The sequence below is a fragment of the Pedobacter cryoconitis genome, assembly GCF_014200605.1.
Lineage (GTDB): Bacteria > Bacteroidota > Bacteroidia > Sphingobacteriales > Sphingobacteriaceae > Pedobacter > Pedobacter cryoconitis_B.
The window spans coordinates 63,646-89,643 of record NZ_JACHCE010000014.1 but is presented as its reverse complement, the minus strand read 5'-3'; the positions used below and the strand labels follow the sequence as shown (position 1 = coordinate 89,643).

The 25,998-nt window shown below is 38.4% G+C and carries 18 protein-coding genes and 1 tRNA gene; 12 read left to right on the top strand and 7 right to left on the bottom strand.

Translation table 11 applies throughout. The features are described 5' to 3' along the window. Positions 1 to 44: 44 nt before the first annotated feature. The gene (locus HDE68_RS26180) at positions 45 to 866 is read right to left on the bottom strand and encodes a helix-turn-helix domain-containing protein (protein WP_183885655.1); all 822 of its coding nucleotides are present in this window, start codon (positions 864 to 866) and stop codon (positions 45 to 47) included. A 286-nt stretch (positions 867 to 1,152) separates the two neighbouring features. Here HDE68_RS26180 and HDE68_RS26175 point away from each other — a divergent pair, with 286 nt between their 5' ends. The 5 genes from HDE68_RS26175 (at position 1,153) to HDE68_RS26155 (ending at position 10,195) form a co-directional block, all read left to right on the top strand. Further along, positions 1,153 to 1,689, top strand: coding sequence for an RNA polymerase sigma factor (locus HDE68_RS26175; RefSeq protein WP_221300967.1), 537 nt, complete (start codon positions 1,153 to 1,155; stop codon positions 1,687 to 1,689). A 136-nt stretch (positions 1,690 to 1,825) separates the two neighbouring features. Then, the gene (locus HDE68_RS26170) at positions 1,826 to 2,794 is read left to right on the top strand and encodes a FecR family protein (protein ID WP_183885653.1); all 969 of its coding nucleotides are present in this window, start codon (positions 1,826 to 1,828) and stop codon (positions 2,792 to 2,794) included. A 120-nt stretch (positions 2,795 to 2,914) separates the two neighbouring features. Further along, entirely contained in the window at positions 2,915 to 6,478 is a 3,564-nt protein-coding gene (locus HDE68_RS26165; RefSeq protein WP_260171874.1) for a SusC/RagA family TonB-linked outer membrane protein, read from the top strand. A 25-nt stretch (positions 6,479 to 6,503) separates the two neighbouring features. Further along, positions 6,504 to 8,027 (top strand): RagB/SusD family nutrient uptake outer membrane protein, encoded by a 1,524-nt coding sequence (locus HDE68_RS26160; RefSeq protein ID WP_183885651.1) that lies wholly within the window; start codon positions 6,504 to 6,506, stop codon positions 8,025 to 8,027. 110 nt (positions 8,028 to 8,137) lie between these two features. After that, a complete protein-coding gene (locus HDE68_RS26155; RefSeq protein ID WP_183885648.1) occupies positions 8,138 to 10,195 on the top strand; it encodes a glycoside hydrolase domain-containing protein in 2,058 nt (685 codons plus the stop codon). A gap of 211 nt (positions 10,196 to 10,406) precedes the next feature. Here the strand turns inward: HDE68_RS26155 and HDE68_RS26150 are convergent. Beyond that, positions 10,407 to 10,480: transfer RNA gene (locus HDE68_RS26150), tRNA-Met, on the bottom strand. 104 nt (positions 10,481 to 10,584) lie between these two features. On the opposite strand from HDE68_RS26150, the gene HDE68_RS26145 reads away from it, so the two are divergent. The 3 genes from HDE68_RS26145 (at position 10,585) to HDE68_RS26135 (ending at position 13,807) form a co-directional block, all read left to right on the top strand. Continuing rightward, on the top strand, positions 10,585 to 10,965 hold the full coding sequence (locus HDE68_RS26145) for an START-like domain-containing protein (RefSeq protein ID WP_041882351.1): 381 nt from the start codon (positions 10,585 to 10,587) through the stop codon (positions 10,963 to 10,965). Between the two features lie 49 nt (positions 10,966 to 11,014). Beyond that, complete coding sequence (locus HDE68_RS26140) at positions 11,015 to 12,460, top strand: LptF/LptG family permease (RefSeq protein ID WP_183885646.1); 1,446 nt, start codon at positions 11,015 to 11,017, stop codon at positions 12,458 to 12,460. A 135-nt stretch (positions 12,461 to 12,595) separates the two neighbouring features. After that, positions 12,596 to 13,807, top strand: a complete 1,212-nt coding sequence (locus HDE68_RS26135; RefSeq protein WP_183885644.1) for a bifunctional 3,4-dihydroxy-2-butanone-4-phosphate synthase/GTP cyclohydrolase II — start codon at positions 12,596 to 12,598, stop codon at positions 13,805 to 13,807. On the opposite strand, the gene HDE68_RS26130 is transcribed toward HDE68_RS26135, so the two are convergent. After that, positions 13,791 to 18,188, bottom strand: coding sequence for a translocation/assembly module TamB domain-containing protein (locus HDE68_RS26130; protein WP_317617741.1), 4,398 nt, complete (start codon positions 18,186 to 18,188; stop codon positions 13,791 to 13,793). The two genes, HDE68_RS26135 and HDE68_RS26130, sit on opposite strands and share 17 nt — an antisense overlap. 128 nt (positions 18,189 to 18,316) lie before the next feature. Here HDE68_RS26130 and tsaD point away from each other — a divergent pair, with 128 nt between their 5' ends. Genes tsaD through HDE68_RS26115 form a run of 3 tightly spaced genes read left to right on the top strand, consistent with a single transcriptional unit; the run spans position 18,317 to position 19,949 of the window. Beyond that, positions 18,317 to 19,318: a tRNA (adenosine(37)-N6)-threonylcarbamoyltransferase complex transferase subunit TsaD gene (gene tsaD / locus HDE68_RS26125; RefSeq protein WP_183885640.1), complete on the top strand. Its 1,002-nt coding sequence runs from the start codon at positions 18,317 to 18,319 to the stop codon at positions 19,316 to 19,318. A gap of 16 nt (positions 19,319 to 19,334) precedes the next feature. Beyond that, positions 19,335 to 19,514: a hypothetical protein gene (locus tag HDE68_RS26120; RefSeq protein WP_183885638.1), complete on the top strand. Its 180-nt coding sequence runs from the start codon at positions 19,335 to 19,337 to the stop codon at positions 19,512 to 19,514. A gap of 54 nt (positions 19,515 to 19,568) precedes the next feature. Further along, positions 19,569 to 19,949 carry a nuclear transport factor 2 family protein gene (locus HDE68_RS26115; protein ID WP_183885636.1) on the top strand — a complete coding sequence of 127 codons (381 nt, stop codon included), beginning with the start codon at positions 19,569 to 19,571 and terminating at the stop codon, positions 19,947 to 19,949. A 92-nt stretch (positions 19,950 to 20,041) separates the two neighbouring features. Here HDE68_RS26115 and recA read toward each other — a convergent pair whose 3' ends face one another. The 4 genes from recA to HDE68_RS26095 form a co-directional block, all read right to left on the bottom strand. After that, a complete protein-coding gene (recA, locus tag HDE68_RS26110) occupies positions 20,042 to 21,055 on the bottom strand; it encodes a recombinase RecA (protein WP_183885634.1) in 1,014 nt (337 codons plus the stop codon). Positions 21,056 to 21,179: 124 nt separating this feature from the next. Then, a complete protein-coding gene (gene nth, locus HDE68_RS26105) occupies positions 21,180 to 21,848 on the bottom strand; it encodes an endonuclease III (protein WP_183885632.1) in 669 nt (222 codons plus the stop codon). A 60-nt stretch (positions 21,849 to 21,908) separates the two neighbouring features. Next, positions 21,909 to 22,106: a hypothetical protein gene (locus HDE68_RS26100; RefSeq protein ID WP_183868473.1), complete on the bottom strand. Its 198-nt coding sequence runs from the start codon at positions 22,104 to 22,106 to the stop codon at positions 21,909 to 21,911. A 145-nt stretch (positions 22,107 to 22,251) separates the two neighbouring features. After that, positions 22,252 to 22,830, bottom strand: a complete 579-nt coding sequence (locus HDE68_RS26095) for an RNA polymerase sigma factor (protein ID WP_183885629.1) — start codon at positions 22,828 to 22,830, stop codon at positions 22,252 to 22,254. A 266-nt stretch (positions 22,831 to 23,096) separates the two neighbouring features. On the opposite strand from HDE68_RS26095, the gene uvrA reads away from it, so the two are divergent. Further along, on the top strand, positions 23,097 to 25,916 hold the full coding sequence (uvrA, locus tag HDE68_RS26090) for an excinuclease ABC subunit UvrA (RefSeq protein ID WP_183885627.1): 2,820 nt from the start codon (positions 23,097 to 23,099) through the stop codon (positions 25,914 to 25,916). Positions 25,917 to 25,998: the final 82 nt, after the last annotated feature.

The following is a 25,998-nucleotide window of genomic DNA, read 5'->3' as shown; positions in this document are numbered from 1 at the left end:
TCATATAGAATGATTGAAATACAAAATTCTGAAATAGTCCCTTGTCAGACTTGTATAAAGACGACAAAATCTTTGTTGATGGCCTGTTTCTCTTTCTTCGCTTTTCGCGCAAATGCTGCTGGTGTAGTACCGCTGTAACGCTTAAACTCTCTGCTGAGATGGGATTGATCTGTATAGCCCAGTTCATGGGCAAGGCCGGCAAGGTTTGAATCCGGATAAGTCCATAATTGGTTTCGTACTTGCTCAAAGCGCATGACAGCAGACACGTCTTTTACCGTATGACCAGAAGATTGCTTGAATTTTCTTTCTAATGTACGCACTGTAGTATGAGCTGCCTCTGCTATCTGGCTTACCGGAACAGTGCCTTTAGCTTTCCGCATAGCAACCCCCGCTTTGAACAGCATATTGTTTTCTATAGCAATCTGTGACTGTGTATTTAAAAAATACTGTGTTACCTGAGCAATCGCTTCATCTATTTTACCCGCATGGACTAACTTTTTCAATATGGATTGAAGATGGGCGATAGGATGTTCAAGTATGGACACTTCTTCTTTACCGGATGGTAATCCGAGCAAATCGAATACAGTCCAGGGGAAACATCTGATCGCAATGATTTCTAAACGGTTTTTTGTGCTTAGCAGAACAGGCTGATTAAGCAGGCCCATAATAAAAGGGGATGGCAATGGTTGCAAGGTCCCGTCGTAAGTAATGCTGGATACGCTTCCGAAATGAAAAATAATTTCAGCGTAACCGTCTGGCAGTATCTCAAAACTTGATGACAGCTCTCCTGAATCTCTTTTGTTGTACCAAAAACACTTTATGGTATCTTTTAACTCTTCAGGAGACTCAAATTCTTGATGATGCATTTTTAAAGATAGTATATGAAGACAGGAACCTGTGTCTGATTGAAATTTTTAATTCAATATGGCTAAATATACAGAAATTAGTAAATTTTCAGAAAGCCGGGAGGTAAATCAAGCCATTTGCCCCTTATAACTTGCTTTTAATGAGCAAATCGGCCTATAGGTATAGTCGTGTATTGAGTAAGTTACTGTATTTCATCTAATTAACATATTGTTAACATGAATTTAATCTGGGGCATATACGGTAAATCTACTTTTGGCAGAGACGTGGGCTTGAAGAATAATCATAATGGATAAATACTTATTTCAAGAATTTTATCAACAGCATAAGAAAAGTGTTTTTGCTATCGTAAATCTGCGGCTTCCTGATCTGGAAGATGCAAAAGATGTAGTGCAGGAGATCTTTCTGGAGCTATGGCTTAAAAGAGATACGTTAGCAGATATCCGTGATATTCAACCTTATTTATATGTCGTTGCCCGAAACCAGGTCATATCTGCCTTCAGAAGAAAAAATATCCAGTTAAAAAATGAAGGCCTTTTATTGGAAGGTTTAAATACACTTGATTATTCTGCGGAGGAAAATACGATGGCAAGAGAACTGCACCAGCAAATTAATGTTATTGTAGAAAAGCTTCCTGAAACTACGCGCCAGTGCTACCAGCTCAGTAAACATGAAGGAAAGAAGAACAGGGAGATTGCAGATATGCTGAATATTTCGGAGAAAACTGTCCGCAATAATATTTCTGAAGCACTCAAACGCTTAAGGCTGACTTTAAAAGAGAGCCATCCTGAGATCTTTGCGTTGTTCCTGTTTTTTATCAAATAATACAATTGCCGGATCGCAAGGCAGCAAAATCCCGTTGTCCCGGGCCTTATTCGGGCTGATCAAAAACCTAATGTAAAGTTAACAATTCCTTAAAGGACATTCTGTGCCTGAACGCGAGCTATAATAAAGCACAGTTTTGGACGAAAGGATCAGAGTATTATTTAAGAGGTACCAGGAAGGTACAGTTACAGCCGAAGAACGCAATTTGGTAGAAACCTGGTTTGAGCACCATGATGGGCAGCAGGGTAAGAAGCTGAGTCGTGATGAAGAAATATCAGTTTTTGAAGATCTGGATTCAAGAATAAATACTTTTCTGGCAGAAGAGGTCCCCGTACGTAAAATGAATTTCCGCTGGTTACAGATTGCTGCAGTATTTTTTACGCTGCTGGTTTCAGGCTTTCTAATGAGAAACAGGTTTACAAAGAAGATTATACAGCCGGAAACTTTTACTGAGATTAGTTCACTCAGAGGAGTGAAAAAAGAAATCACACTGAAGGACGGAACTACTGTCTTCTTAAATTCAGGTTCCAGTATTTTTATTTCTTCCAGGTTTGGGGAGAACAAAAGAGAGGTGAAGTTAACAGGAGAAGCCTTTTTCCAGGTGCATCATGATGCCACTAAACCATTTGTTATCCATTCGGGGAAATTGCAGACTACTGTCCTGGGAACTTCTTTCGATATCAGGGCTTATCCCGAAGATGAGCAGATGAAGATCAGTGTGGCTACCGGAAGAGTGAAGGTAGAAGGCAAAGGAACATCTTCAAAACCGGCATTATATGCCAAAGCTTTAACACATAACCAGGCACTGGTTTACAATAGGGTGAAAGACAGTCACCTGGTGACCACTGTAAATTCGGACTCTGTCAGTTCGTGGCGTACCAATCATTTGATTTTTGAAAATGCTTCTTATGAGGAGATTGCCCGTTCTCTGGGCCGCTGGTATAACCTGGATGTTACGCTAACAGCACATCATGATTTAAAGCGATATACACTTAGTTTTTATAATGAACGGGCAGATAAAGTCCTTAATGTTTTATCAAACTTAACCGGTATGACTTATACTATGAATGGAAGGATAGTGATTATTAACCCTAAGAAATCTTAAGAAAAATGTAAAAGAGAAAGCAGTTTAACAATGGGGACTGTGCAACCAGACCCCCATTGATGTTTTGCCTGAAAGGCACAAAAATTCAATAATCGTTCAAATTATTTATTTAACTCAAAAATGCAAAAATTTTATCTTATCCCATCCTTAAAATCCACTAAATCAGGTGTGAAATCCGGAATGGTGAAATTAATGCTGGCAATTACGTTTTTTATCCAGCTTAGTCTTCCTGCGGTAGCAGCCGAAGCACAGACTATTAATAACACTAATATTTCATTTACTGCAAATAATGTCACTTTGAGAGAGGTGTTTAAGATTATTGAGCGTAAATCTAATTTTCTGATCGGTTATGATAATGTGATTGACACTAAGAAGAAAGTTTCTTTAACTGTAGACGCTAAATCGGTTTATTTTATATTAAAACAACTCCTGAAGGAATATAAAGGCAGTATTACCCAGGTGGATAATAACCACGTACTAATCAAGGTACAGAAGCAGGAAGAAGTAGCCGCTGTAGTTCCTGTAAAGCCAGTTGTATCAACTGTACAGGTTGAGGTAAGAGGTGTAGTAACGGATATGAATGGCCTGCCTTTGCCTGGTGTAACTGTTGTGGACCTGTCTTCAGGTAAAAAAGCAGGTACAGATGTGGAAGGAAGGTATGCGATCAGTGTAGCTTCAGGGTCAAAGCTGAGTTTCAACTATATCGGTTATGATAAACAGGAAGTGCTGATCACTAATCAGACTGTTGTCAATATAAAACTGAAAGAATCAAGCAATTCATTGCAGGAAGTTGTGGCTATTGGTTATCAGAAAATACGTAAATCTGATGTTACAGGCGCAATCGGTAGTGTGAAAGCTGCAGAATTAAACTTATCAGCACCAACTTTAGGTCAGGCATTGGTAGGTAAAATAGCCGGTGTGCAGGTTTCACAAACAAGCGGCGCCCCATATGCCGGTACAAAAATCCGTGTTCGTGGTATTGGTTCATTGAATGCAAGTTCAGATCCTTTATATGTGATTGATGGATATCCTGCAGGAAATAATGTTTTCGTTAACCCTGAGGATATCGAAACGATCGACATTTTGAAAGATGCGGCATCGGCAGCGATCTACGGATCAAGGGCTTCGGGCGGTGTAGTGATGATCACGACTAAAAAAGGTAAAGATGGTAAGGGCAGATTTGAATATGATGTCCAGGCTGGTATTACCCAATTAGGTAAAAAGATAAAATTATTAAATGCAGATCAGTTTGAAGACCTGGTGATCAACGCACGTAATAACTCTTACAAAGATCTTTGGGTGAATAAAGGTAATGTCTGGAACGATGCCATGTACTCTGATGATAATAATACCAGGATTGCCAAGGTAAGTAACGGATCTTCTGTGAGTATTCCTGAGGATATCTACAACTTTGCTACCCAGCAAAAGATCGCGCCTAAATACAATACAGACTGGCAGGATGAATTATATAAAAATGCATTCTTTCAGCGTCATAATCTTGCCTTCTCTGGAGGTAACAGTGATATCAGGTATTTTATGAGTGGCGGTTACCAGGATCAGGATGGTATTGTAGATAATACTTCAATGAAAACACTGAACTTCCGGTCTAATATTGAAGCAAATGTTAGTAAAAGATTAAAAGTAGGTGCTAATATATCTTATACACAAACTTCGAGTAAAGAAGTAGCAGAAGGACGTTTCAGTCCAATGATGGCTGCATTACTTTATATTCCTTATTTGCCTGCAAGAGATGCAAATGGTGCCCCGATAAAATATGGAATGGCCGGACTGGCTAACCAGTTTGGTTTCCAGGGAATAGAAAATCCATTGGCTTCGGTTGAAGAAACCAAAAGTAACAGGTTAGGTTACAGAAGTACGATCAATGCAAATGCAACTTATCAGATCCTTGACGGACTTTCTTTCAAAGCTAACCTGGGTACGCAGGCCTATAATGAAAAATATGATTATTATCTGCCTACCAGTTTAAGTAACGGAGGTGGAAATCCACCTTATTCTCCATCTGCTATTGCAGCGGCGAATGCAATTGCCCAAACGCTGACACAAGTAGATAAACTGGCAGAATTTACCTTAAACTACGATAAGAAAATTGGTAAACACAACTTTAATTTGCTGGGTGGTTATTCTGCGCAGCAAACGAATACAGATCTGATCAGGCTGAATGCTAAAGGCTTTACAAGTGATGCGATAGGGGAAATTACAGATAAAGGGGCAGATCCGAGTTTATTTACGCTCGATCCTTTAACGGGTAAATCTGTCAATACGCTTTTGTCTTATTTCGGTCGTTTGAGTTACAATTATGATGGAAGGTATTTTCTTACAGGATCACTTCGTACGGATGGTTCATCAAGATTCGGGCCTTTAAATAAATGGGGAACATTCCCTTCCGTATCTGCTGGATGGAGCCTGTCACAAGAGAATTGGTACCATGACTTTTTGGGTGAGCAGTCAACTGTTAAAATGAGAGCCAGCTGGGGTTTGAGCGGAAACAATAATATTGGTAATTATAATGCCATACAAACTGTAAATTCTCCTACCGGAGCAGTATTTGGAGCAGGTGCTATTTCTTCTGCTGTTTTAACTGGAAATGTTAAAGATCAGAATCTTGGCTGGGAATCTACTTCACAATATAACGTGGGTACTGATGTGACGATTTTTAAAAACCGTTTGTCATTTATTGTGAACTATTACCTGAGCCGTTCTTATAATTTATTGTTCAACCAGCCAATTTCGGCAGTATCAGGTGCTACATCGATCCTGACGAATCTAAAAGACAGCAAGGTTCAAAATAAAGGGTTCGACTTCCAGTTAGATGGCCGGGTTATTCAGAATAAGGATTTTACTTTAGGTCTGAGTGGAAATATCTCGCTAAACAGAAATAAGGTTCTTGACCTTGGTGGTGCAAGTACAATCATTACTGCCGGAGCAGAACGTTCTTATAAAACCCACATTACAGAAAAGGGACAACCGGTAGGTATGTTTTACGGCCTTAAAGCATTGGGAAGAATAACAGCTGAGAATATAGGCAAAGTTGCGCCTTCGGCTTCTTCTTCTAACCCTGCTAAAATAGGTGACCTTTATTTTGAAGATGTGAACCATGATGGCGTGATTGACGATAATGATAAAACTGTTATCGGTAGCCCTTATGCTAAATTTACCTATGGGTTTGCAATAACTGCTACTTATAAATCTTTTGACTTCCGTGCTTCATTCAATGGTTCTTATGGAAATAAAGTGCTGGACGGACAGGATTATTACCTGTATAATTTCGAAGGTTCGGGTAATCAGTATGTGCAGGTTGCAGACAGATATGTATCTCCTGATCAGCCGGGAAGTGGTTTAAACTATCGTGCTTCACGTGCAGGAACACAAAGTAACAGCACGCGTTTGTCTTCATTCTATCTGCAGGATGGATCTTATCTGAGAATGACCAATGCGACTATAGGTTATAATATCCCTAAGCTATTGAGTAAACGTCTGAAAGTTGAAAATATCAGGGTTTTTGCAAGTGTGGATAATGCATTCACCTTAACAAAATACAAAGGGTATAACCCGGATGTAGATTATAACATTAATGCAAATGGTGCAAACTTAGCTCCGGGTGTGGATTATGGAAATTATCCGATAGCCAGAGCATATAATCTGGGTATCAAATTAACATTCTAAGAATAATTAATATAAAAATATAGCAATGAAAAGATATACGGTCATATTTTTCCTGGGTCTTGTAACACTAACTTCTTGTAAAAAGAGCTTCCTGGAACAGAATAATCCAAATGCGACAGCAGTAACTGATTTCTTTAAGTCTGAAAATAGTGTTTTACTGGCAGTAAATGGTGCTTATACTTCCTTAAGAAGTGGTAATAATATTGGCGAAAACAGTGGTTTATTTACTGATGAGCGCTCTGATGATACAGGTACGAATGATTCACAATCAAATTCAGGGGAACCTTTCCAGTTTGGTAATTTTAGTATTTTACCAAGTAATACTTATTTAAAGGCACACTGGTCAAGTTTGTATGCAACGATAGCTCAGTGTAACAGTATTACAACGAATATTGATAAAGTAACTTTCGCCAATAATGATACTAAAGTACAGTATCTGGCAGAGACTAAATTTATCAGGGCGTTAATGTATTTCCATTTAGTGAGAAAGTGGGGTGATGTACCTTTGGTGACTAAAACTTTAACGACCACTGCCGAAATTACGGCAAATACTTACCGTCAGCCACAAGCAAATGTATATGCACAGATTGTAGCTGATCTGAAAGATGCACTGGCCAGTAATTTGCCTCCTTTACAGACAGGCGCTAATGCTGGGCGGGTATCTAAAGCAGCAATCAATGGATTATTGGGACAGGTATATTTAACTATGGCTTCTACATTGGATAACAATAAATCAGATAACCTGACCAATGCGAATACTTACCTGACTGCTGCTTATGCAATGCGCCCATTTGCAAACCTGAAGGATATTCCCTATGCTGATGTATTTGATGTGGTTAAAAAAACAAATAATCCTGAGACGATTCTGTCAATCGTAAATAAGCAGGGTGATATTACTTACAGTTCAAATATTGCTGCCAGTAACCAACCTATCGGAGAAACGATCAACTCGCTTAAAGACGGTCAGGGTGTTGGAGGAAATGTTACACCAGATTTAATCAATGATTATGAAGCGAATGATCCAAGGAAAACTTTTTCTGTAAAATATGCTGCAAATACACAGGTACAGGATTGGTTTATTACTAAATATCGTGATGCGAGTGATGGAGCCGGTAAAAATGGTTATGGAGGAAATGATACGCCACTGATGCGTTTTGCAGACATCATCCTGATGCTTGCTGAAGTGAATATGGATCAGGGTAATACTGGAGTTGCGATTCAATATCTTGATATGGTACGTGCAAGGGCAGGTATGCCATTATATGCTGATGCGATTAAGGATGCAAATTATTCGGCTAAATATCCTACACTGAAACTGGCGATCTTACATGAGCGCAGAGTGGAGCTTGCTTTTGAGCATCAGCGCTGGTTTGATCTGATCAGGTTCTTTACTACTCCTGAACTGGTTGCTTTCTTCAAAGCAAAATCACAAGCTACTTTTGGAAATGCAAAACTGGCTAACTTCAATACTAAGGATAGGTTTTTCCCGATTCCTTTTGATGAGTATAAACTTGATCCTCAGAAAATGTATCAGAACCCGGGATACTAATCCGGGTTAAGTTTTAAAAACCAATCCTCTGTTTAGACTGTCAATTGCTTAAAGACTGTCAGATGGAGGGTTGGTTTTATTTTTTTATCCTAACTCTAATTTTATAGGTAATGAAGTACTTTTTTATGCTGCTGCTTTTTCCGTTTGGTTTAAGCGCTCAAACTGCTGCGGTGAAAGACCCTGCAGCATTGGTCAATACATTTTTAGGTTCATCGGGAGATCACGGACAAATGTCTCCTGCGGCCAGTTACCCGTTTAGTATGTTAAGTATCGGGCCGCAAACCTATCCTAAATTACATGCCGGATATGAATATAACGCAAAGAAATTCCTTGGTTTTACGCATAACCGCTTTGAAGGGGTAGGCTGTGAAGGAAGCGGCGGGAATATTTTGATTAAACCTTATTTGGGCGCTCAGCCTTCGGCTTCTACGTTAATTAAGGCTTCCGAATCTGCTGCGCCAGGTACTTATGCGGTCGCTTTTTCTAATGGGATTAAAGCAGCCTTTGCGGTTGTGGAAAAGCAGGGTTTGGAACATTATGATTTTCCGGCTGGAGCAAAAGGGTTTTATTTCGATCTGAGCCATACACTGGCCAACCGTTTTGTTAGTGAGAAACATGAAATTAATGGACAAAGTATCAGTGGATATGTAGAGGCGAAGACGACCTGTAATGCAGGAACGTATAAGATATATTATTTTATTGCTGTTGATAAACCTGTAAAATGGACAGACAGTGCAAATCATAAATTGACCGCTGTACTGAATGCAGCTGAAAGCAGTGCAGAGATCAGGGTCTCTTTTTCTTCTGTAGATGTGGCACATGCAAAGGGAGGATTAAATAACTTCTCATTTGCCAGGATGAAATCTTTAGCATCTCAAGGCTGGAATGAGGTGCTGGGGCGTATCCAGGTTGAAGGAGATCAGCAAAGGACTAAACTTTTCTATTCTTTATTATACCGTACAATGCAGTCGCCCTATATGATCTCTGAGCAGGATGGTAGTTATCGTGCAACGGATGGCAGTTTACAGCATTCCAGAGAAAAGATATATAATGGCTGGGCGATTTGGGATAATTACCGGACACAGCTGCCTTTATTGTCTATTGTATTGCCGGAAAAATATAGTGGAATGGTTAATTCTATAGCTAACCTTTATACTTATGGTAAAAAGGACTATGCAACTCAGCATGAACCTTCTAATACGGTGAGAACTGAACATGCTATAGTTGTACTGCTGGATGCTTACCGTAAAGGATATCAGGTTGATTTTGCAACGATCTGCGATTCACTGGTTAAAGATGTGGACCGTCTGGATTACAGCCAACCTGATAAAGCACTGGAATCAAGTTATGATGCATGGGCACTTTCACAGATCCTGAAAGTGCTGAAAAAAGATGAACTAAGTAAAAAATATCTGCAGAAAGCCGCTGAATATAAGACGCACTGGAAGAAAGATTTTGAAGATTTGACTAAAAACGATGTGGACCGTGTATCTGCAAGAGGATTATATCAGGGGACTATTCTGCAATACCGCTGGTTTGCTCCCTTTGACCTGAAAGGGTTGATTGAATTGATGGGCGGAGATGCTGCTTATATCAGGCAGCTGGATCATTTCTTTGATAATGATCAGTATAACCATGCAAATGAACCAGACATCCAGGCCCCTTTTATGTACAATGCTTCTTCTAAACCCTGGAAATCGCAGGCTTTGGTAAATCATCTGGCAGTAGATACTGTTATTCAGTATTATTTTAACGATAACAGCAGGGGGATCGATCCTTTTATTGACAGGATTTATAAAAACCAGCCTGATGCGTATATCCGTACTATGGATGATGATGCCGGAGCAATGTCTGCCTGGTATGTATTTGCAGCCTGTGGGTTTTCTCCAGCCTGTGTGGGGTCCCCTGTTTACTATTTGAATGTTCCTTTATTTAAAACGGTTTCTTTTAAATGGCCCGGAGGAAAAGTTCTTAACATATATGTGGATAACTATGTGGAAAACCGAAAATATGTGGAAAAGGTAACGCTGAACGGCAAAATACTGGACCGGAACTGGATTACGCATGACGAAATCATGAAGGGTGGAAAATTGGTGATTACTGCAGCCGATCAGCCTTCTGAATCGTTTGGCTTGAAGAACAGGTGGGTGTCAGATTTGAATAAATAACTATTATTTGTGAGAACCCGTTTTCGAACGGGTTCTCACAGTTCCTCAGCACTAAATATATGGAAATATGTTTATTCTGCTTGTTTCTCAGTTATTATACTATATTTGAAATAGGGGTTTTTTGGTGCGAATGCACAGAAAAAGCTTGATAAGAAACGTTAGGACATAAAAAAACCTCTAGAGTATTTCATCTAAAGGTTTGATTATCAAGTAGCGGGGAGCAGGATCGAACTGCCGACCTCAGGGTTATGAATCCTGCGCTCTAACCATCTGAGCTACCCCGCCATGGGCGTCTTATTTTTAAAGAGTTGCAAATATAGAATAAAATACTTTTCTTTAGGAAAAAAAATAAAAATAATTTACAAATAACAAGATATAAGCGATTTAAGATGTCAGAAAAGAAAAAATTTACCCTAGAATATGAGTTGAAATCGTCTCCGCGTATTTTGTTTAGTTTTATAAGTGAGCCGAACGGCCTGTCTCAATGGTTTGCTGATGATGTAGTTTTTCGTGATCAGGTATATACTTTTACCTGGGATGATGAAGTCCAAAAAGCGAAAATGTTAAGTTTTAAAGAAAATAAGATGGTTAAGTTCAAATGGATTGATGACGAACCACACTGTTATTTTGAAATGGAAATTGTACAGGATGAATTGACAAATGATGTAGCCCTGTCTATTACTGATTTTGCAACAGAAGAAACACTTAAAGAAAGAACACAGATTTGGGATAACCAGATTACTTACCTGCATAGCGTAATCGGAGCATAGTATTGTAATTGGTGCATAGTATTTCAGTTGCATTGCCTACATTTGTACATTGAAAAAGATCCATATACTGCTTCTTAAAGCATTCATAAGACCATTTATCGTCACATTTTTTATTGTGATGTTTATTTTGCTGATGTTTTTCCTGTTCAAATACGTTGACGATCTCATAGGAAAAGGATTTGAATGGTATACAATCGTAGAGCTGATGTTTTATGCTTCTGCCGCGAATGTATCCATGGCTTTGCCACTGGCAATATTACTGTCTTCTATTATGACCTTCGGGACATTAGGGGAGAACTATGAGCTTGTCGCCATAAAATCGGCAGGTATATCCCTTCAAAAGGCTATGCGCCCGTTATTGGTGCTAATTATAGGTATAGCTTTTTCTTCTTTTCTGTTTTCTGAATATATGCTTCCGAAAGCCAATCTTAAATTTGGCTCTCTCTTGTGGGATGTAAGAAATAAAAAATTGTCTTTTCTGATTAAGGAAGGTGTATTTAATAATAGTATCCCCGGATATTCAATCCGTGTGGATGAAAAGGGAAAAGACGGCACCAATTTGAAAGGTATCATGATTTACGATCATACCGGGAATAATGGGGTCGCAAAGATTATTGTAGCTAAAGATGGTACGATGAATACCACAAAAGATAAGCAATACCTGATCTTAAAGCTAAATAATGGTGTCAGGTATGAAGAGTCCAGCGGACAGAATTCTGGTTATGATCCCAGACAGCATCTAACCCGGATGCGTTTTGTGCAAACTGAGCAGAAGTTTGATCTTTCCAGTTTTAAAATGAACAGGACTGATGAAAATAGTTTCAGGTCAAATAACCAAATGCTCAATCTTGAAGGACTGAACCATAAAAGAGACTCTTTAACAAAAGAGCTGGATAGTGTAAACCGCTATGCAAGATCTACGGTAAGCAGTTATTATAAACAGAACAATTATACTAAAGGATATACAAAGCGTAAAGTTACTCCTGTTAAAATTGACGCGGCTATTCTGAATAACATTCCGGAGGACAAAAGAGCCAATACTGTTCAGGCTGCCCTGGATCAGGCTAACTCTATTAAACAAACTGTCGAAGGCAGAATACCTGATCATGAAGACCGGGTTACAAACCTGATCAGGATCAGAATAGAATATCAGCGAAAGTTTACACTTGCATTTTCCTGTCTGATGCTGTTTTTTATAGGTGCGCCACTGGGGGCAATTATCAGAAAGGGCGGACTTGGTTTGCCAGTTGTTATGGCTATCGTTTTCTTCTTGTTTTATCACATCATTTCTACAGTAGCAGAGAAGTCTGCTAATCAGGGAAATATCCACCCTGTAGTGGGGATCTGGATGGCAATTATAGTCTTGTCACCTGTTGGGGCATTTTTAACTTATAAGGCTACAGTCGATTCTGCACTCTTTGATATTACTTATTATAAGTCGCTGATCACAAATCTGTTTAAGAAGAAAAAAGAACCTAAAATCAAGGATTTATAAATTCAGCTTCCATTAAACACAACTTACTTAACGATGATATTTTAAATATATATTATCCGTGGAAGGTTGTAACTTTGTTTATGATCTTAAACTGGATTTAATGATATGTCCTTTGTTTAAGTGGTTTGACAAAAAATGGAAATTAAACTGAACGCAATAGAAGATGCTGTTGCAGATATAAAAGCCGGTAAAGTTGTTATTGTTGTAGACGATGAAGATCGTGAAAATGAGGGTGACTTCCTTACTGCTGCTGCCAATGCAACACCCGAAGTAATCAATTTTATGGCCACTCACGGAAGGGGCCTTATTTGTGCGGCAATTACCGAAGAAAGATGTGATGAATTGAACCTGGAGCTGATGGTAGGTAAAAATACTGCGGCTTATGAGACTAACTTTACAGTTTCTGTAGATCTGATAGGTCATGGCTGTACCACTGGTATTTCTGCATCAGACCGTTCTAAAACTATACTGGCATTAATCAATCCGGATACTAATCCCGATGAACTGGGCAGACCAGGACATATATTCCCTTTACGTGCCAAAGATGGCGGTGTGCTTAGACGTGCCGGACATACAGAAGCTGCTGTGGATTTAGCCAGACTGGCTGGAATGGAACCTGCAGGTGTGCTTGTAGAGATCATGAAAGAAGATGGAGAAATGGCAAGGCTGCCGGATCTGATGAAGATAGCAGCACAGCACCAGCTTAAAATAATTTCAATTAAAGATCTGATTGCTTATCGTCTGAAAAATGATAGCCTGATTAAAGAGGAGGTTACAATTAACCTGCCAACAGAATGGGGTGATTTCAAAATGACTGCTTATACACAGCTGGAGAATAATGCAACACACCTTGCTTTAAGTAAGGGGGAGTGGACTGCTGATGAAGCTATCCTGGTCAGAGTGCATAGTTCTTGTGTTACAGGTGATATTTTTGGTTCCTGCCGTTGTGATTGCGGGCCTCAGCTTCATAAAGCCTTGCAGATGATCGAGAAAGAAGGTAAAGGGATTGTTGTATATATGAATCAGGAAGGCCGTGGTATTGGTCTTGTAAATAAACTATTATCGTATAATCTCCAGGATGCCGGTTTTGATACTGTTGAAGCAAATATTAAGTTAGGCTTTAAAGGTGATGAACGTGATTATGGTGTTGGTGCACAGATTTTAAGGGCGCAGGGTGTTCGTAAAATGCGTCTGATGTCTAATAACCCAACTAAAAGAGCAGGATTAATTGGCTATGGTTTAGAAGTTGTAGAAAATATCCCGATTGAGATTTTAAGCAACTCCCATAACGAAACTTACCTGAAAACTAAAAGGGATAAGATGGGCCATACTATAATGAAGGGCTAGGAGGAGTTACATTTTGTAGTAACCTCTTTTGTTCTTCAGTGACCGCATCTTTATTAACAGACTGTTTTGTGCTTTTATGAGGATGCGGGTCTTCCAGTTTTTTCTTTTGGTTTTTGCGGTACTTTCCGGTCACCTTTTGAACAAACTCTCTGAAATTATCAAATTGCTGTGAATAGATCAGTCCGAATGAAGTTACATTCATGTTCTGATTTATTCCGGTATTTACAAAAATACTTTGCTGTGTAGGTGGCTTATTAGCCAGCTTACCAGTCAGTGTACCATCTTTTCGGATGAGTGCCAGAATCTCAACCTCACTACCCACGCTGTTTCTTGAAAAACCTATAGGAGAAAGATCACTCGTACTTCTGTTGTCGATGACACCTGCATTGACGATCACCCGGTTGTTGAAGAATTTGAATGAGGCACTGGCTTCACTCAGAGAGCGGATATTGATATCTACGAAATCAAGGTTAAGTGACGAAAGAACGTTGTTGAACTGGTTGAAAAGAAGCTCTGTTGCTGTACTGGCAACACCAGATGTTACTTGTTTACCTAAATCTTCTTTACCAGTGCCAGGCGCAAAACTTCTTCTGATGATTAAACTGAATGCCTGGAGGTTCAGATTGTTCGGATCACTGAAATAGGCTTGCAGCTCTTCTTTGATAGATGGATTTGAAGGGAAGAAAAGATCCAGTTTGATGTCTGGCTGCAATAACAATCCACTGAGCCCCATTTCTACTTCCACAGGGACCCTTAAATTAGCATTACTGCTAAAATCTCTGTTCGCTGCACCATAGAGATCAGAAAGACCTGCTCTTAGCTCATAGACAGCCTTAAGCTGTATTTGGGCCTGTGTTGGGTTACCTGTCCACCTGACTGTCCCGCCTTGTCTGATATTGAATTTTTTATTGATAATTTCTTGTGCTGTAAAATCAAAGCTGCCTGATTCAATAATGTAATCTCCGGACATTTCGAAATCTCCAAGACTATTGATCTCCAGATTAAGGTCTGCATTACCTTTTCCACTTAGATTACCCAGATTAGTAAACAGGTTGGTTGTACTCTGAGGGTCTACCTGCAGTTTAAAGCTCATGGTTATACCATCAAAATTTATTGCTTTTTTGACGTTTGTAGCTGTATCCTTATTGAGGAAGGTGATGAAATCTTTATTTGATACAGTTTCAGAACTGTTTAAAGGAAGATTAAAGACCGTTCCTTTTTCTGTTTTTGCATCTATCCCAATAAAAAGCTTATTTGTTGGCCCGCGGAAAATGAAAGTACCGGTAGCAAAGGCCTGACCGAAGTAAAGCTCATTATCTTTTATGGTGGTATTTAAAGCCATAAAATCTTTGGCTTTAATGTTAACATCAAGGGTTGGGGTGTTAATGTTGTTTAGATCTACGGTACCATGTGCTGTTGCAATATTACCACCAGAATCTTTTAAATCAAGGTCATCAACATTGATCACACTGTTTTCTACTGTTACTTTGTGCGTGATGGTATAGGCTGTCTTTAAATAATTAACTGTAAGCTGTGCTTTATCGAGCGTGATACTCCCATCTATTTTTGGGGCGTTAAAAGCTCCTTTTATGGTGAGATCGGTAGAAATAAGCCCTTTAAGATTAGATACCAGATCACTTACAAACGGAGATAGTACGGTAAGCTCACTCTCATCCATTTTAACCGTAAGGTCTATGTTTTTCTCTTTAAGATTGAGATTTCCGTTTACATTAAGGGTCTCTTTTCCATCTCTGTTGATGCGCGTAAATATATTAGCAAGATTAGATTCCTGGCTATAAGAAGAGGTATCTGTCAGTGAGCCGATATAAGTGTCGTTGAAATTTAGGGAGTCAATTTTAACATCGTCATTTATCCTGACTGATTTAAGCAATCCATAAAGTTTAGTCTTCCCATTGACATTACCGGATAATTGTACCCCTACAGTTTTTAGGAATGGATTTAAAGTTTTTAGACTGAAAGCTTTAAAGCCAACTTTTAAGGCGTCTTTTGAATTTTCGGATAAAATACCATCAACAGTTAACAGCTGATTGCCGTTTCGCAGATCGAAATTACTGATTTCTGTTTTACCTTCTTTAAAACTGATCTTTACTTTATCCTGTATAGCCCAGTCTTCACTGTTGATTTTAAGTAAGGATGGCAGGATACTGATCCGCGTGCTGTCTTTACCAAATTCAACCAGACCGTTTAAATCCAGCTGATTGGCATCATCTGCATTCGATAATTTTACGTTAAGTGCAAGACTGTCATTACGCAGGACGTTTGAAATATTGACGTTTTTGATATATAAACTATCATTCAGATCTACGCGGTCTGATGTAATAATAGCCTGCAGCTGATTACTTGTCGTATTTTCATCTATGATGATGTTATTGGCTATAACACCTTTATATTTTAGTTTTTTGATATAACCGTTCAGGATGGCAATTTTCTTTTCAGAATCAAAATCCCCATATAATTCGGCTGTGTCATCTATTTCCAGGCCTGGGGCAATTAATTCGGCAACAGGCTCGAAACGTTTAATTTTAAGCCGGAATTTGAATATCTGGTTTCTGAAATTGACGATATCGGCTTTAAGAGATGGAATATAGGTTTTGGCCAGCGATTTATAGTAGGATGGAAGTGTATTCAGGTCATACTGCCCCTGGATACTCGCTTCAAGTACATCAGAGTTGACTTTTAACGTCCTGTCAGCTCCAATGCCTTTGGCTTGCAGCTGTATGGAGTCAATATTATATATTCCTTTGACATTATTAAGCCTGATCTTCTCAATAAGGAGGTCTCCCTGAATGTTGTTGAGGTTGGTTCCAGAAAAATTGGTGCTAAAGTTTGCATCAACCATCAGCGAATCCTTAAACAGGTGCAGGTTACGGAGTTTTGCTTTTCTGATAGAAGCCTTAAAGTCAAATACTGGCAGCCTGGGATTTAAGTTTACCCCTCCGTCAAACGCAAGCTGTATGTTTTTATCATTGATACTTAGCTTACCATCAAAATATTTTTTGTCAAAAGTACCATCAATTTTGACATTGGAATAGCGGTAGTCATTGAAGTCTATATATTGAATATCACCATTGATTTGTTCTGTCAGGCTATTGAGCTCCGTTCCTTTACCTTTTACATACACGGAGGCAGTTATTCTGCCCAGGCTGTTTTCATCAATGAGGTTACCTAAATTAAAGTCATATGTTTTGACATTACCAGAATAAGAGGGTACACCCTTTTTACTGATTTTCATATTTACATCTGAAACAATTCTTCCCAGTTTAGTCTTAAATTCACCAAAGGCAATAAAGTCATTTTGGAAACCGGTGAAATTTCCATTGAAATAGATATCCCCAAATTTCTGGACGATAACAGGGATTACCTTTTTCCGGTTTCCGGTAATATTAGTTACGAGCTCATCTAAATCCTTTTTATTGGTAGAGGCCATGTCAACCTTCATTTCCATAAAAGTTTCATCCAGATAAGGTAAACCTTTGAGGTTGAAATCACCTTTGATATAGGTCGCTTTACCAGCTTTTACAGAAAGCTTTTTCGCTTTCAGGTTATTAACAAGACCGGTAATCTGCCCGTCAATGTCAATATTCAGGTTCATTTTTGAAACCTCTGATGCAAAATAGGCTACATCTTTCGATTCCAGGTGACTGTTTTTAAAATGAGCTTTCATTCTTACTTTATTGACATAGTCATTAAAGTCGTCATAGTCATGGAACCTCATTTCGAAGTAGTCTGTCAAATGACTTTTATTGGTAATAAGGGTTAGTTTTTTAAGTTCAATACGATTGGTATCTACCGTGGTAAATGCACTTAGGTTTTTAAGATAAAAACCGCTTTTTTCTTTGAAAGTCAGATTTTTTATATCGGCCTGTAACAGGTGATCAGAAGTATTCAGCTTTTCAAAAATACCATTCAGACCAGTTAGTTCTACATCTTCGAAATTAACCCCGTTGATCACGGTATCAACATTCAGGTTTTTGTATTTTAACTGAATATTATTCAGGATTACACGGTTAAAAGTGATCTTATATGGATTTTTCTTCTTAACAACCGGTGTTGTTGTTCCCGAATGAAAATAGTCAATGATAAAATCAAGATTTGTTCCTTTATTTTTTCCTTTATATTTTTTTAGAAAGAAGGCACCGTTGTTTAACTGTACAGTATTGATGTCAATAATCCGTTTGTCAAAGGACAAAAGGTTAAGGTCTACAATAAATTTAGGGGTGCTTAACAGCGTATCTTTTTGCTGATCAAGTACCAAAAGGTCCTCAATGACTACAGATTTAAACGGTTTAACGTAAATACTGTGTAAAGATATGGTCGTATTTAATTCGCTGGAAAGATAAGCTGCTGCTTTTTTTGCCACAAATGTCTGCACAGGCCGGAACTGAAGCGAAAATAAGATGATCGCGAGTAGCAGCAGAATCGATGCAATAAACCAAAGAAGTATTTTTAATAGTTTTTTGATAGTTTTGTAGCTTAATAATAATCAACGTGTCAGTAATACTTGCTATCGAATCCTCTTGTGATGAAACTTCTGTTGCTATTTGTAATAACGGCAAAATTACTGCCAATGTTATTGCAAACCAAACTATTCATCAAAATTATGGTGGTGTAATTCCTGAATTAGCTTCAAGGGTCCATCAGCAAAATATTGTACCAGTTATTCAACAAGCATTAATCGATGCTAAAGTTAGTAAAAAGGATATAAATGCAATAGCTTTTACCAGGGGGCCCGGATTATTGGGATCTTTACTGGTAGGGGTGTCATTTGCTAAATCATTTGCACTGGCTTTAGATTTACCGCTAATCGCTGTGAACCATATGCATGCGCATATTCTCGCACATTTTATTGAAGATCCTAAACCTTCGTTCCCGTTTTTATGTTTAACGGTTTCTGGCGGACATACGCAGATAGTCCTGGTTAAAGACTTCTTTGATATGGAGATTATAGGTGAATCATTGGATGATGCGGCTGGTGAAGCATTTGATAAAACAGCTAAGATTTTAAATCTCCCTTATCCGGGTGGGCCCCTGATTGATTTGCATGCTGCAAAAGGGAATCCGCTGGCTTATAAGTTTCCTGAACCTCAGATCAAAGATTTGAATTATAGTTTTAGTGGCCTGAAGACCGCTATCTTGTATTTTATCAGGGCGCAGGAGAAATTGAATCCAGAATTTATTCAGGAGAATTTAAACGATATCTGTGCTTCGGTACAGCATAGCATTGTTCATATCTTGTTAAATAAGTTGAAAAAAGCTGCAAAACAATATAATATTAAGGATATTGCCATTGCTGGCGGGGTTTCTGCAAATACAGGACTACGTAAAGCTTTGGAGGAAAAATCTGTAGAGCTCGGCTGGAATGTTTTTGTTCCTGCTTTTGAATATTGTACAGATAATGCGGCAATGATCGCAATAGCCGCCCATTATAAGTTTATAAATAAGGAGTTCGTTGGTCAGGATATTGCACCTGCATCGAGAATGGAGTTTTAAATACTAATAATTTGTTATGAATTCAATGAGTTTTTTGTTTTTCGGCATGATGCTGATCCCTTTTATTTTGTTGTTGATCTGGATGATTAAACAAGATAAAAATAAGAATTATATCGGCCTTGTCGTTTTGGTTGCTGCTATATTTATTGCTGCTTATGTAGCGGTTAACGTGGATATGAAGTTTATGAATCCTTAAGTTAGTGCTTAGCTATAAGGTATGTAACCCGGATTGTTGTTTTATTTTTATCAGATGAAAGATTCAAAGGAGATACTGGAGATTGTAGTAAGTGAAGAAGTACTTCTGGTTGCTATTAAGGAAAGTGATCTGGAGAGACTAGACCATTTACTTCATGAAGATTTACTGTTTACAAACCCAATGGGACAAACGCTTACTAAGCAAATGGATCTGGAAGGATATCGTTCTGGAGAGATGAAAGTTAGCCATATCGGATCGCAAGATCAGCAGATCAATATTATTGGAGACGTTGCAGTAGTTGCTGTTACGATAGCGTTGGAAGGAACTTTTGGAAAACATGACCTTGATGGTAAATATCGTTATACCAGGGTCTGGAAAAATATTAGCGGCACTAGCAGCTGGCAGGTTATTGCAGGAAGCTGTGTGCTGATCTGATAGCGGTCAGGATAAATTACTGAAGGCCTTATCATAAAAAAAGCGATATGTCCAGACAGACATATCGCTTTTTTTTATACAGCTATTCTTGATTACAATAACTCTTCTAATTTCTCACCAGTTACTTCTTCTCTGATTTTTTTCTCGATTTCATCAGCTAATTCTGGATTGTCTAATAGCAATTGCTTAACAGCATCTCTACCTTGTCCCAGTTTAGTTTCACCGTAAGAGAACCATGAACCTGCTTTTTTAACAATGTTGAAATCTACACCTAAATCGATGATCTCACCAACTTTAGAGATTCCCTGACCGAACATGATATCAAACTCAGCAATTCGGAATGGAGGAGCAACTTTGTTTTTGACGATTTTTACTTTTACCCTGTTACCAGAAACTTCATCGGCATCTTTGATCTGAGAAGTTCTGCGGATATCAAGACGTACAGACGCGTAGAACTTTAAAGCATTACCACCTGTAGTTGTTTCCGGGTTACCGAACATCACACCAATTTTTTCACGTAACTGGTTGATGAAAATACAGCAGCATCCTGTTTTAGCGATTGTTCCTGTTAATTTTCTTAAAGCCTGTGACATTAAACGTGCCTGAAGACCCATTTTAGAATCACCCATTTCACCTTCAATCTCTGCTTTTGGTACTAAAGCTGCAACAGAGTCAATAACGATTACGTCAATAGCTCCCGATCTGATCAGGTTGTCAGCAATCTCTAATGCCTGCTCACCATTATCTGGTTGTGCAATTAAAAGATTGTCTACATCTACACCTAATTTTTTTGCATAAAACTTATCGAAAGCATGTTCTGCATCAATAAATGCAGCTACACCACCTTTTTTCTGTGCTTCTGCAATAATGTGTGTTGCTAAAGTAGTTTTACCTGAAGATTCCGGCCCGTAAATTTCAATTACACGTCCTTTTGGGACACCACCAATACCTAAAGCGATATCTAATGTGATGGATCCGGTTGAGATTGACTCAATAGTTTCAGTCGGAGTTTCACCTAATTTCATCACGGCACCTTTACCGTAAGATTTTTCTAACTTATCTAATGTAAGTTGTAATGCTTTTAATTTATCTGGGTTTGGGATCATCTTATTTAATTAGGCCGTAAATATAAAATATTTAAAACTATATGTGGTAATTGTTGTGCTAATTTATTTAGCAATATTAAGTAATATTTTTCAATTAATAATAAAATATCTAAAAATATTGAATTTAGTGTTCGGCTTGGCTAATAGCTTTAGCTGGTTTGTTCAATTTTTCATAGTATCTGCAAATAGATGTGATTTCACAGATATTGCATTTTGGAGAACGGGCAACACATACATATCTTCCATGAAGGATCAGCCAGTGGTGCGCCACATGGATAGTTTCCTCTGGCAGATATTTAACCAGGTCTTTTTCTACAGCCAGTGGTGTTTTGCCATTGGTCAGCCCAATACGGTTAGCTACACGGAAAACATGGGTGTCCACTGCCATCGCCGGTGCATTATAAATGACTGAGGCTATAACATTGGCAGTTTTGCGCCCTACTCCTGGCATTTTCTGTAATTGATCAATATCTGACGGCACAACATTGTTAAATTCATTTAACAGGATGTTTGCCATGCCTACAAGGTGTTTAGCTTTGTTGTTAGGGTAACTTACACTTCTGATATAATCAAAAACAATATCCGGAGTAACCCCGGCCAGTGCTTTTGCATTTGGAAAACGCTGGAACAAAGCAGGGGTAATCTGATTGATTCTTTTATCTGTGCATTGTGCTGATAAAATCACGGCTACCAATAGTTGAAAAGGATTATTGTAATGAAGTTCTGTTTCAGCGTCAGGCTGTTTAGCAGAAAAATAGGCTACAAATTGTTTATATCTTTCTTTTTTGAGCATAATGGGACAAAGATAAAACAAAAAAAGCTGCCCTGAAGGCAGCTTAGTTTTTTAAATCAATTACAGGGACTTGGAGTAAGCCAGGATTTTGGAAATAGTTTCCTCATCAGGGTTCTTATTCAACAGGTCCATCTGTGATTTAATGCTTTCGTAAAACATTAAATCAAGGTCGTTGAAAAACTCACTACTTATATTTTCAGCATGCTGATTTAAGTAGTGGGAATTTGAAATAGGAGTAGAGGTTGTTATCATAAGCATTAAACTGTTTTTGTTTTCTAATTTAACGAAACAATTCAACATTTATTTTCATCTGAACATATTGTTTTTCCTTTTTCCTATTTTTCTTGTACTCAAGCGCATTATGAGTGCAAAAATATATTTCAGATTTTGATTAAAGCTCTTATTAGGTTACTTCCTTTACCTTCATCATTTTACGAAGATTGCTTAACGCATATCTCATCCGGCCCAAAGCGGTATTGATACTGACATCGGTAAGATCTGCTATCTCTTTAAAACTCAGATCCGCATAATGACGCATAATAAGTACTTCTTTCTGCTCATCGGGAAGTAACTGGATTAATACCCTCAGATCGGCGTGGGTTTGCTCTCTTAGTAATTTATCTTCTGCATTTTCTTCATGGATTTGCAGCATATTAAGAACATCAGTAGTTCCGTCTGCACTGGTAATTACCGGAGCACGTTTTTCACGTCTGAAGTAATCGATAACTAAATTGTGGGCAATACGCATTACCCATGGCAAAAATTTACCCTCTTCATTGTACCTTCCTGAACGGAGTGTATTGATGACTTTGATGAAAGCGTCCTGAAAAATATCTTCTGCTAAATACTGGTCTTTGACTAATAAATATATGGAAGTGTATATCTTGGATTTGTATCTGTTTAAAAGTTCTTCGAGAACTGATTCATTTCCTTTCAGGTATAACTTCACTAATTCCTGATCACTATATGATTGTAACTTCATAGGATTATCTAAACTAAATTCCCTTGCTTGGTTGTGCTAAAAAAGATTGAGTAGATGTTTTTGCTATAGTGGTTCTCCTATGATTTTTTAAGATATTGATTTAATTGGTTGGCTTACAAGTTCAAAAGAAGCATTTTTTTATCAGATTACAAGAATAAAAGTAGTAAAAAAAATTAAATTAGTTTAAAGAGCCGTATTTTTGCATCCTCCCTACAAACTAATTTTGTGTTTTTTGGGTTATATTAGCAAATCCTATAAGGAAGTAAATGAGTAAGGAAACGGAGAAAGATCCACATAAAAACATTATTATCAAAGGCGCCAGGGTGCATAACCTCAAGAATATTGATGTTGCAATACCTAAAAATAAACTGGTAGTCATCACTGGAATGTCGGGTTCAGGGAAATCTTCCCTTGCTTTTGACACGCTGTATGCGGAGGGCCAAAGAAGGTACGTAGAAAGTCTCTCTTCTTATGCCCGACAGTTTATGGGCCGGATGAATAAGCCTGATGTTGACTATATTAAAGGTATTGCCCCTGCAATTGCAATTGAACAAAAGGTAATCACATCCAATCCAAGATCTACAGTAGGAACTTCAACTGAGATTTATGATTACCTGAAATTACTCTTTTCGAGAATTGGTAAAACCATTTCTCCTGAATCCGGGGCGATTGTTAAAAAAGACACGGTAAGTACGGTTGTCGATTTTGTATCCGGATTGGGTGAAGAAAGTGTGGCAACGATTTTTTGCCCGCTGCATCCGCATAACAACAGGTCAATTAAAGAAGAACTTGCTGTATTACTGCAAAAAGGATTTCTGCGGGTTTATATCGGAGATACGGTTCATAAAATTGAAAATGTTCTGGAAGATGAACAGTTTAAGGATACTGAATTAAAAGATTCCCAGACCATTAAGATCCTGATTGACCGTATTGTTTTCCATGAAGATGATGAAACAATGAGCAGGCTCGCTGATTCTGTTCAGACTGCATTTTTTGAAGGAAAGGGTGATTGTTATGTAGAACATGAGGGTAAAATCACTCATTTCTGTGATCGCTTTGAACTGGATGGAATTCGCTTTGAAGAGCCAACACCTAATTTTTTCAGTTTTAACAATCCCTATGGTGCGTGTAAACGCTGTGAGGGTTATGGAAATGTAATCGGTATTGATGAAGATCTGGTCATTCCTGATAAAAGTAAAAGTCTTTACGATAATGCTATCGCTCCATGGCGCGGCGAGAAAATGCGTGAATGGTTGAATAAGCTGATCAAGAATGCCTCGAAATTTGATTTTCCAATTCACAGGCCTTTTAATGAGCTGACAGAAAAGGAACAGAAATTAATCTGGACTGGAAATAAGTATTTTGAAGGTTTGGATGCCTTTTTTGAAGAATTGGAACAGCAGACTTTTAAAATTCAGTACAGGGTAATGCTGTCGCGTTACCGCGGGAAAACGATTTGTCCGGATTGTAAGGGTTCAAGATTACGTAAAGATGCTTCTTATGTAAAGATTGGCGGGAAATCTATCATAGATGTGGTATTAATGCCGCTGTCTGTTATTCAGGATTTCTTTGATCATCTGGAGCTTTCTGAAACTGATGAAAAGATTTCTAAACGTTTACTGGCAGAAGTTACAAGCCGCGTGCTTTATCTGAATAATGTTGGTTTGGGGTACCTGACTCTGAACAGATTATCTAATACACTTTCTGGTGGTGAATCGCAGCGGATTAATTTAGCAACTTCGTTGGGTAGTAGTTTGGTGGGGTCGATTTATGTATTGGATGAGCCTAGTATTGGTTTACACCCAAGGGATACCAATAAACTGATTGAGGTATTGCAGTCTTTACGTAATGTTGGGAACACGGTTATTGTGGTTGAACATGAGGAGGAGATGATGCGTGCTGCGGACCATATTATTGATATTGGCCCCGAAGCTGGTACTTTAGGAGGGAACCTTGTGTTTACAGGTACCTATAAAGAAATTATTAAGGATAGTAAGAGTCTGACAGGGAGATATTTGTCAGGTCAGGAAAATATAGTGATTCCTGCAACACGCAGAAAATGGGCTGACCATATTCTGATCAAAGGTGCCCGGGAGAATAACCTTAAAAATATTGAGGTGAAATTCCCATTAGGTGTCTTTACCGTTGTAAGTGGTGTCTCGGGATCAGGGAAAACAAGTCTGATCAAAAAGATTCTTTATCCTGCACTGCAAAAAGCAATTGGTAACTATGCAGGAGAACAAACAGGATTATATGATGGCATATTTGGCAATTATGAACTGATTAGCCAGGTTGAAATGGTGGATCAGAATCCTATTGGCCGCTCTTCAAGGTCAAATCCGGTTACTTATGTGAAAGCATGGGATGATGTGCGTGCCTTGTTTTCAGCTCTGCCTGCTGCTAAAGCGGCGGGATTAAAACCTGCAGCATTTTCTTTTAATGTGGAAGGCGGACGCTGTGATGTTTGTCAGGGTGAAGGTGAAGTGAAAATAGAGATGCAGTTCATGGCTGATATTTATCTGCCTTGTGAAGCTTGTGGAGGACGCAGGTTTAAACAGCAGATTCTTGATATCACTTATCAGGATAAAAATGTTGCTGATATACTGGATCTGACCATTGATGAAGCAGTATCATTCTTTAAGAATGAGCCTAAGATTTTAAATAAATTGCAGCCGCTTGTTGATGTTGGATTAGGTTACGTTCATTTAGGCCAGTCTTCTAATACGCTGTCAGGTGGTGAAGCACAAAGAATTAAGCTGGCATCTTTTCTGATTAAAGGAAATAGTGCAAGTAAAACAATGTTCATTTTTGATGAACCAACTACTGGCTTGCACTTCCATGATATTAAGAAATTGCTGATTGCTTTGAATACGCTTATTGAACAGGGAAATACAATCCTGGTTATTGAGCACAATATGGATATGATTAAATCTGCGGACTGGGTGATTGATATTGGTCCGGAAGGTGGTGATAAAGGTGGAAATGTTGTTTTCGAAGGAACACCTGAAGATCTTGTTCATGCTAAAAATTCTTATACAGCGAAATATTTACTACCTCATTTGAAGCCTTCTCTGGCTGATAGTTAGGTTGTTATATAATGGGTGTCCGATCAAATACTGATCGGACACCCATTTTGATAAATACTACAGATCAATTAAATCTTTATAT